6 protein-coding genes are annotated in these 6,864 nt (G+C 64.0%); 1 reads left to right on the top strand and 5 read right to left on the bottom strand.

Translation table 11 applies throughout. The annotated features are described in order from the left end of the window. From EN964_RS19645 to zwf, 3 genes are all read right to left on the bottom strand, one after another. The coding region (locus tag EN964_RS19645) for a dihydroxy-acid dehydratase (RefSeq protein WP_127276648.1) at positions 1-1,144 on the bottom strand (1,144 nt) is incomplete at its 3' end. Between the two features lie 73 nt (positions 1,145-1,217). Beyond that, positions 1,218-1,934 carry a 6-phosphogluconolactonase gene (gene pgl / locus EN964_RS19640; RefSeq protein ID WP_127268129.1) on the bottom strand — a complete coding sequence of 239 codons (717 nt, stop codon included), beginning with the start codon at positions 1,932-1,934 and terminating at the stop codon, positions 1,218-1,220. Beyond that, complete coding sequence (gene zwf / locus EN964_RS19635) at positions 1,916-3,385, bottom strand: glucose-6-phosphate dehydrogenase (RefSeq protein ID WP_127268128.1); 1,470 nt, start codon at positions 3,383-3,385, stop codon at positions 1,916-1,918. Before zwf ends, pgl begins: the two co-directional genes overlap by 19 nt. A gap of 314 nt (positions 3,386-3,699) precedes the next feature. On the opposite strand from zwf, the gene EN964_RS19630 reads away from it, so the two are divergent. Beyond that, positions 3,700-4,446 carry an SDR family oxidoreductase gene (locus EN964_RS19630; RefSeq protein ID WP_127268127.1) on the top strand — a complete coding sequence of 249 codons (747 nt, stop codon included), beginning with the start codon at positions 3,700-3,702 and terminating at the stop codon, positions 4,444-4,446. Positions 4,447-4,458: 12 nt separating this feature from the next. Here the strand turns inward: EN964_RS19630 and EN964_RS19625 are convergent, their stop codons facing one another. Beyond that, entirely contained in the window at positions 4,459-5,235 is a 777-nt protein-coding gene (locus EN964_RS19625; protein ID WP_245490671.1) for an SH3 domain-containing protein, read from the bottom strand. Positions 5,236-5,545: 310 nt separating this feature from the next. Beyond that, positions 5,546-6,832 carry an FAD-binding oxidoreductase gene (locus tag EN964_RS19620; protein WP_127268125.1) on the bottom strand — a complete coding sequence of 429 codons (1,287 nt, stop codon included), beginning with the start codon at positions 6,830-6,832 and terminating at the stop codon, positions 5,546-5,548. Positions 6,833-6,864: the final 32 nt, after the last annotated feature.

Here is a 6,864-nt window from a genome sequence, read left to right as displayed (position 1 = left end):
CTTCCTGATCCGCGAACTGCTCGACGAAGGCATCCTCATGCAGGATGCCTTCGTCGAGCAGTTCGCGGATCAGGAAGCCGAGCCCGCCGGCGGCGTGGAAATGGTTCACGTCGGCGAGGCCGTTCGGATAGACCCGCGCCAGCAGCGGCACGGCTTCCGAAAGGTCGGAAATATCCTGCCAGGTGATGGCTATGCCGGCCGCCGCCGCCATGGCGATCAGGTGGATGGTGTGATTGGTCGAGCCGCCGGTGGCGTGCAGGCCGACGATGCCGTTGACGATCGAGCGCTCGTCGATCATCCGGCCGACAGGCGTATAGGCGTTGCCGAGCGCGGTGATCGCCAGCGCCCGCTTCGTCGCCTCGCGGGTCAGCGCCTCGCGCAGCGGCGTGCCGGGGTTGACGAAGGAAGCGCCCGGCGTGTGCAGGCCCATGATCTCCATCAGCATCTGGTTGGAATTCGCCGTGCCGTAGAAGGTGCAGGTGCCCGGCCCATGATAGGATTTGGACTCGGCTTCCAGCAGTTCGGCGCGCCCGGCCTTGCCCTCGGCGTAGAGCTGGCGGACCTTGGCCTTCTCGTCATTGGGCAGGCCGGTCGTCATCGGTCCGGCCGGAATGAACACCGCCGGCAGATGGCCGAAGGTGAGTGCCGCGATGACCAGCCCCGGCACGATCTTGTCGCAGACGCCGAGATAGACGGCGGCGTCGAACATGTTGTGCGACAGGCCGATCGCGGCGGCCATGGCGATCACGTCGCGCGAAAACAGCGACAACTCCATGCCGGGCTGGCCCTGGGTGACGCCGTCGCACATGGCCGGCACGCCGCCGGCCACCTGGGCAATGCCGCCGGCTTCGCGCGCCGCGTCCTTGATCAGCGCGGGGAAGGTCTCGAACGGCTGATGCGCCGACAGCATGTCGTTGTAGGAGGTGATGATGCCGAGGTTCGGCACCTTGTCGGCGCCCAGCGCGAGCTTTTCCGAGGGGCTGCACACCGCAAAGCCGTGGGCGAGATTGCCGCACGACAGCACAGCCCGGTTGGCGGTGCGGTTCGATGCCTCGGCGATGCGGCCGAGATAACGCTCGCGGCCTGGCTTTGAGCGCTGGCGGATGCGTTCGGTGATGGCTTCGATGTCGCGTCTGGCGGTCATGGCGGTCGGTCCTTTCAGGCGAGGTCCCGGAAACATCCTCCCGCCGTTTGCCGGGACCAGAGTAAATCGAGATTCAGGGGGCCCAGAAAACCTCTACGGGCTTATGCGCTGCGTCGAGCACGGCACGGATTGGCTTTCGCGGCCCGGGCGCCACCGCGCCGTCGAAGGCGATACGCTTGTCCTCACCCTCTATGTGCAGCGCGATGAAGCCGGCTTCGACGATGCGCGCCAGCGACAGGGTCAGCCGCGGCTCGCCCGCACTTGCCGCATGAACCGGCAGCACGATCCTGTCGGAAGACGGGTCGAGCAGCGTCGCCAGATCGTCGGCATCGGGAAAGAACGAGGCGGTGTGGCCGTCCGGCCCCATGCCGAGCACGACGACATCGAGCGGCCATGGCAAGGACCGGAGCGCTGCATCATCGGACGAGGCCGCATCCTCGATGCTGGTGGCTTCGTGATAGAGCGGCACGAAACGAGCCGCCTTGGCCGCGTTCTGCAACAGATTGGCGGTCACCAGCCCGGCATTGGAGCGTGGCGAGGAGGCCGGCACGAAACGCTCGTCGACCAGCGTCACGATCACCTTGTCCCAGGCGATGGGTATCGCTGAAAGGGCGGCGAAGAATTTTGCCGGCGTGGTGCCGCCGGAGACGGCGAGCAACCCCGTGCCGCGCTCGGCGATCGCCTTGGTCAGTCTGCCTGCAGCATGATCTGCAAGGGCGGCCGCCAGTTCCTGGCGCCCGGCGAAGCCGTTCCAGCTGTAGGCGGCGCTGTTCAATTGCTCTCGTGCCATGTCCGCCCGTCACGCTCGATCAGTGCTATCGAGGCCGATGGCCCCCAGGTGCCCGCCGTGTAGCCCTGCGCCTCCTGCCTGGCACTTTCCCAGGCATTCTGGATCGGGTCGATCCATTTCCACGCCGCCTCGACTTCGTCACGGCGCATGAACAGGGTCTGGTTGCCACGGATGACGTCCATGATCAGCCGCTCATAGGCGTCCGGTGCGCGGCCGTCGAAGGACTGCGCAAAACTCATGTCGAGCGAGATCTGGCGCAGCCGCATGCCGCCCGGACCCGGATCCTTGATCATGATGAACTGCTTGACGCCTTCGTCGGGCTGTAGCCGGATGACCAGCTGGTTGGCGAAGATCGGTCCGGCGCTGTCGCCGAAGATCGAATGCGGGATCGGCTTGAATTCGATGATGATTTCCGAAACCCGCGTCGCCAGCCGCTTGCCGGTGCGGAGATAGAACGGAACGCCCGACCAGCGCCAATTGCCGATCTCGGCCTTGATGGCGACGAAGGTTTCGGTGTTGCTGTCCTTGCCGAGTTCCTCGACATAGCCTTTCACCGGTCCGCCGGCCGAAGCCCCGGCGCGATACTGCCCGCGCACGGTGTGCTTTGGCGCCTCGTTGCCGTTGATGCGCTTCAGTGCCCGCAGCACCTTCAGCTTTTCGTCGCGCACGGCGTCGGCATCCATCGACGATGGCGCTTCCATGGCGACGAGGCACAGCAGCTGCAGCATATGGTTCTGCACCATGTCGCGCAGCGCGCCGGCCTTGTCGTAATAGGTGACGCGGTCTTCCAGGCCGACGGTCTCGGCCACGGTGATCTGGACATGGTCGATGTGGGCTGAATTCCACAACGGCTCGTAGAGCGCGTTGGCGAAGCGCAGCGCCATCAGGTTCTGCACCGTCTCCTTGCCGAGATAATGGTCGATGCGGAAGATCTGGCTTTCGTGGAAGTCGTCGCCGACCAGGTCGTTGAGCTTGCGTGCCGAATCGAGGTCGCGGCCGATCGGCTTTTCCAGCACGATGCGCGAGTTCGGCGTGATCAGATTGTGCTCTTTCAGCTTGTGCGAGATGTCGCCGAACAGCGCCGGCGCCACCGCCAGGTAGAAGGCTCGAATGCGGTCGCTGTCGCCGATCGCCTTCTTGAGCTTGTCGAATCCGGCGCCGCTCGTCGCATCGGCCGAGACGTAGGACAGCCGCGCCAGGAAAGTCTTCAGTTCCTTGGCGTCGATGTCGGCCGGTTTGACGTGCTCGGAGATCGCCTGTTTGGCGAAGGCCTGGAATTCTTCGTCGCTCATTTTCGAGCGCGATGTGCCGATGATGCGTGTCGGCTCCGAAAACTGATGGTCGCGCTGGCGATAATAGAGCGACGGCAGAAGCTTGCGTTCCGACAGATCGCCGGTGCCGCCGAAAATGATGAAGTCGAAAGGCTCGACGGGGATGATCTGGCTGGTCATGGTCTGTCCGCTTTGACGCCGGTCGCTGTGACGCGGCTGATATAATCTAATCGATTTAAATTTTCCAGTGCCATGGTGTCACATCTGGGTGTATGCGCCTGCCCCTTGACAGTCCGATGACCCGGAGGCTTGTCGAAGGCGCGGCTCCGGAAGCCTTCGCAGTTGCAGCATAGAGCGGGATTGACGCGAAAGCCAAAGGAGAAATCGGCGATGGCTCCACATCTTTCGGCCAATCCAGTCAGAAGCCGTGGCTTTGCGCGGATGAGCGCCAATGACGTGCCCGTTGATCGTCACCAATAGTGAGCGGAAAAAACATGCGTCTGGAAAACAAGGTTGCGATCATCACCGGTGCTGCGTCGGGTTTTGGCGAGGGCATCGCCAGGCGCTTTGCGCAGGAGGGTGCCAGGGTCGTTGTCGCCGACCTCAACGCCAGGGGCGCGGAACGCGTCGCCGGCGAGATCGGAGAAGCGGCGATCTGGACCCAGACCGATGTCTCGCTACGCTCCGAATTCGACGAGATGGTCTATGCCGCCAAAAGCGCCTTCGGCCGCATCGACATCATGGTCAACAATGCCGGCTACACCCATCGCAACGGCGATATGCTCAATGTCGACGAGGAGACCTTCGACCTGATAACATCAGTCAACATGAAGGCGATCTATCACGCGGCACTCGCCGTGGTGCCGATCATGGAGCGGCAGGGCGGCGGCGTCATCCTGACCACGGCCTCCACCGCGGGTCTGCGGCCGCGCCCCGGCCTCACCTGGTACAATGCGTCGAAAGGCTGGGCGATCACCGCCACCAAGTCGATGGCGGTCGAACTGGCGCCGAAGAACATCCGCGTCAACTGCCTCTGCCCGGTTGCCGGCGAGACCGGCATGCTGGAGAAATTCATGGGCGCCGATACGCCCGAAATCCGCGAGAAGTTCCGCGCATCGATCCCGCTCGGCCGGCTTTCGACGCCGCTCGACATCGCCAACGCCGCACTCTGGCTGGCCTCGGACGAGGCCGCCTTCATCACCGGCGTGGCGCTGGAGGTCGATGGCGGCCGCTGCATCTGAAAGTGCCAGGCGTCACGCGCCGGTCTTGATGTAACTCTTGTAGATCCAGCCGGTCTTGCCGTTGTAGGTGATCTGGCACCATTGCTTGCAGCTCTTCACCTGCACCGAGGTTTTGGCTGGCACCGTACCGATGGCGGCGGCATTTTTCTTCGGGCCGCTTCGCATGGTCACGGCCCTCAGGATGCGCCCTGTTCCGGCGGCTGCGGCTTTCCTCGGCTTCGCCTTGGCTTGGCTGTCATCCCCCTCTGCCGCTGGCTCTTGCGGCTGCACCGCGGGGATGGCGGCGGTTTGTGCGCCGTCGGGGTGGTTGCCCGCGGCTGCGTTGGGCGCGGCTACCTTGGCAAGTTCGGTGGCAGCATCGGTAGCGGCTGCCGGCTGTGCGAATGCCGCCGCTTGCTTGTCCGCTGCCTTGGGAGCGGTCGAATCGGACGCGGATGCGTCCTTCGGCTGGGAACCGGTCCAGCGCGGGTCATTGGCGGCGAGTGCGGGGATGTTGGCCTGCGCGGCCGCCACGGTTGTTGGAATTGCGTCGGACTTGCGCGCCTGCGGCACGGCTGCCGCGGCGACCGCGGCCCCAACCGGGGTTATTTTCGTCGTCTTCACCGGAACCGTTGGAATTGTCTGCTCGGGGCTCGCTGCCGCTTGTCTGTCGCTGGCCGGCAATGCCAGCCACAGCGCCACGGCGGCGACGCCAAGCAGCGCGGCGGTGCCGATCGCGGCGATCACCAGATGCGAGTTCGAACGGACTTCCTGCCAGAAGGACGGCCGCATATCGTATCCGAACTGCATGGCAAAGCGCCGACGTTCCGGCGTACCGAAACTGAAGGGCTCTCTCACTCTTGCCACCTCCATAAGCGGGCCGACGTTCTCTCGGTCGGTGCCGGAAGTCCGGCGTCTGATCCGCATAGGTCCCAAAAACAACGCGGGCAGTCCCGCAACAATCCCCGAACAATCGCCCAGAACCGGCAGCTTTCGCCTGCGATTGTGGCATCAGTACGCCATTATAGGGGATTCTGCGCCTTTGCGGGAAATTGCGCAATGCGTCGCACGGGCAACAAATGTTACAATGAATATTACAATATTACATCAGGTCGGTCGGCTAGATCCTGTCCCTCAACGCAAACCAGTTGAGCGCCAGGAACAGCAGCGGCGTGCGGAAGCGCCGACCGCCGGGGAACGGCGGGATTTTCAGATCCTCGATCAGCTTCAGCCGGTCGCGGTTGCCGGCAACGGTTTCAGCATAGAGTTTACCGAAATAGTTCGACAGCATGACGCCGTGGCCGGAATAGCCGCCGGCCGAGATCACATTGGGCATCACTTCGCGCACGAAAGGCTTTCTCGGCACAGTGATGCCGACATAGCCGCCCCACCCATGCGTGATCTCGACATCCCCGAGCGCCGGATAGAGTTCCGCGATCTGGCGGCGGATGTGAATGTGGATATCCCAGGGATCGTTGACGCCATAGACCTCGCGTCCGCCAAACAGCAGCCGCCCGTCCTTCGATCTGCGGAAATAGCGCACGACGAAGCGGGAATCGTCGACCGCCTCGCCGCCCGGCAAAACGTTCGAGTGCGCTCCCAGAGGCACGGTCGCACCGATGAAGGAACCGATCGGCATGATGTGCGCCGCACTCACCGGCTCGAGCGTGCCGCCATAGGCGTTGACCGCTATCAGGCATTTCTGGGCCATCACCGTCCCTCTCGGTGTCGAAACCTTGACCTTGCCGCCACTGGACATGATGCCGGTCGACGGCGTCCCCTCGAACAGCTGCGCGCCTGCAAGCGCTGCCACCCGCGCCGTGCCGATCACCAGCTTCATCGGATGGATGTGGCCGGTGCCGGTGTCGCGCGTGCCGCCGAAATAGGCGGTCGAGCCCAACCGCTCCGCCGTCTCCCTGGCATCCATGAACGAGATATGCGGGTAGGCAAAACGGCTCGCCATGATCTCGGCATGCGCCTTGTAGTCGTCGACATAGCGGGGCTTGTGCGCCACCGAGAGCTGGCCCGGCATATAGTCGATATCGATCTGGTTGGCGGCAGTGAATTCGAGGAGATGCGCCTTGGCCTCTTCGGCAAGATCAAACAGCGCCTTGGCGCGGGCCAAGCCATACTCGGATTCCAGGTCCTCGGCCCAGGCGCGCTGGCCGGTGCCGAGCTGCCCGCCATTGCGCCCGGAGGCGCCATCGCCGAAGCGGTACGCGTCGATCAGCACGACATTGGTGCCTGCCTTGGCCAGATGCGCCGCCGCCGACAGCCCGGTGAAGCCGCCACCAATGATGACGACATCGCATGTCCGGTCGCCATCCAGTCCGGGATATTCGGGCCTCGGTCCCGCCGTGTCCTCGTACCAGGAACGGCCGGGGGAAATTGGGGATTGGTAAGGCATGATGCTCGCAGGGAGTAGGGGAGTAGGGGAAT

The sequence above is a fragment of the Mesorhizobium sp. M7A.F.Ca.CA.001.10.2.1 genome (assembly GCF_003998575.1).
In the GTDB taxonomy this organism is placed as follows: domain Bacteria; phylum Pseudomonadota; class Alphaproteobacteria; order Rhizobiales; family Rhizobiaceae; genus Mesorhizobium.
The sequence above is the reverse complement of the archived record's forward strand: the minus strand, read 5'-3'. Positions and strand labels throughout refer to the sequence as shown.

Excerpts from the sequence above, each read along its gene's own strand:
- zwf (WP_127268128.1), bottom strand. The coding sequence starts at position 3,385 with ATGACCAGCCAGATCATCCCCGTCGAGCCTTTCGACTTCATCATTTTC.
- EN964_RS19630 (WP_127268127.1), top strand. The coding sequence starts at position 3,700 with ATGCGTCTGGAAAACAAGGTTGCGATCATCACCGGTGCTGCGTCGGGT.
- EN964_RS19620 (WP_127268125.1), bottom strand. The coding sequence starts at position 6,832 with ATGCCTTACCAATCCCCAATTTCCCCCGGCCGTTCCTGGTACGAGGAC.
- pgl (WP_127268129.1), bottom strand. The coding sequence starts at position 1,934 with ATGGCACGAGAGCAATTGAACAGCGCCGCCTACAGCTGGAACGGCTTC.
- EN964_RS19625 (WP_245490671.1), bottom strand. The coding sequence starts at position 5,235 with ATGCAGTTCGGATACGATATGCGGCCGTCCTTCTGGCAGGAAGTCCGT.